This window comes from Acidovorax sp. KPB24-07, assembly GCF_057543315.1.
This window is the reverse complement of sequence record NZ_BAAJYS010000880.1, coordinates 1-681: the sequence shown is the minus strand read 5'-3', so window position 1 is coordinate 681 and position 681 is coordinate 1. Positions and strand designations below refer to the sequence as shown.

Sequence of the window (681 nt, the reverse complement as noted above, 5' to 3'; positions counted from 1 at the left end):
CGTGCTGCAGGACCTGCCGCTGTCGGGCGCCGTGGGCACGGTACTGGACCCGGTGTTCGCCCTGCGCCAGCGGGTGCGCGTGGCACCGGGCGGGCTGGCGCGCATCGCCTTCTGGACGGTGGTGGCATCGACCCGCGCGGGGCTGCTGGACCTGATCGATCAGCACCACGAGCGCAGCGCCTTCGACCGCGCCGCCACGCTGTCGTGGACGCAGGCCCAGGTGCAGCTGCGCCACCTGGGAGTGGACGGCGAGGAAGCCGCCGACTTCCAGCGCCTGGCCGCCCCGCTGCTGTATGCCGACCGCCGGTTCCGCGCCCATCCCGAGACCCTGCTGCAGGGCGCCGGGCCGCAGTCGGGGCTGTGGCCGCACGCGGTCTCCGGCGACCTGCCCATCGTGGTGCTGCGCATCGACGACATCGAGGACATGCCGCAGGTGCGGCAATTGCTCACGGCCCACGAATACTGGCGCATGAAGCAGCTGAGCGTGGACCTGGTCATCCTCAACGAACGCGCGTCTTCCTACGTGCAGGACCTGCAGGTGGCCATCGAGACCGCGGTGCGCAGCAGCCAGGCGCGCCCGGCCATGGCGTCGGGACTGGCGCAGGGCGCGGTCCATGTGCTGCGGGCCGACCTGCTCGGGGTCCAGGGGCGCGCGCTGCTGCAGTCGGCGGCGCGCCTGGA

At 73.0% G+C, this 681-nt stretch carries 1 protein-coding gene; it reads left to right on the top strand.

What is annotated here, in order from left to right; genetic code table 11:
* Window positions 1-681 (top strand): hypothetical protein (locus tag AC27IQ_RS26430; protein WP_487091429.1); only part of this gene is annotated, 681 nt, incomplete at both ends.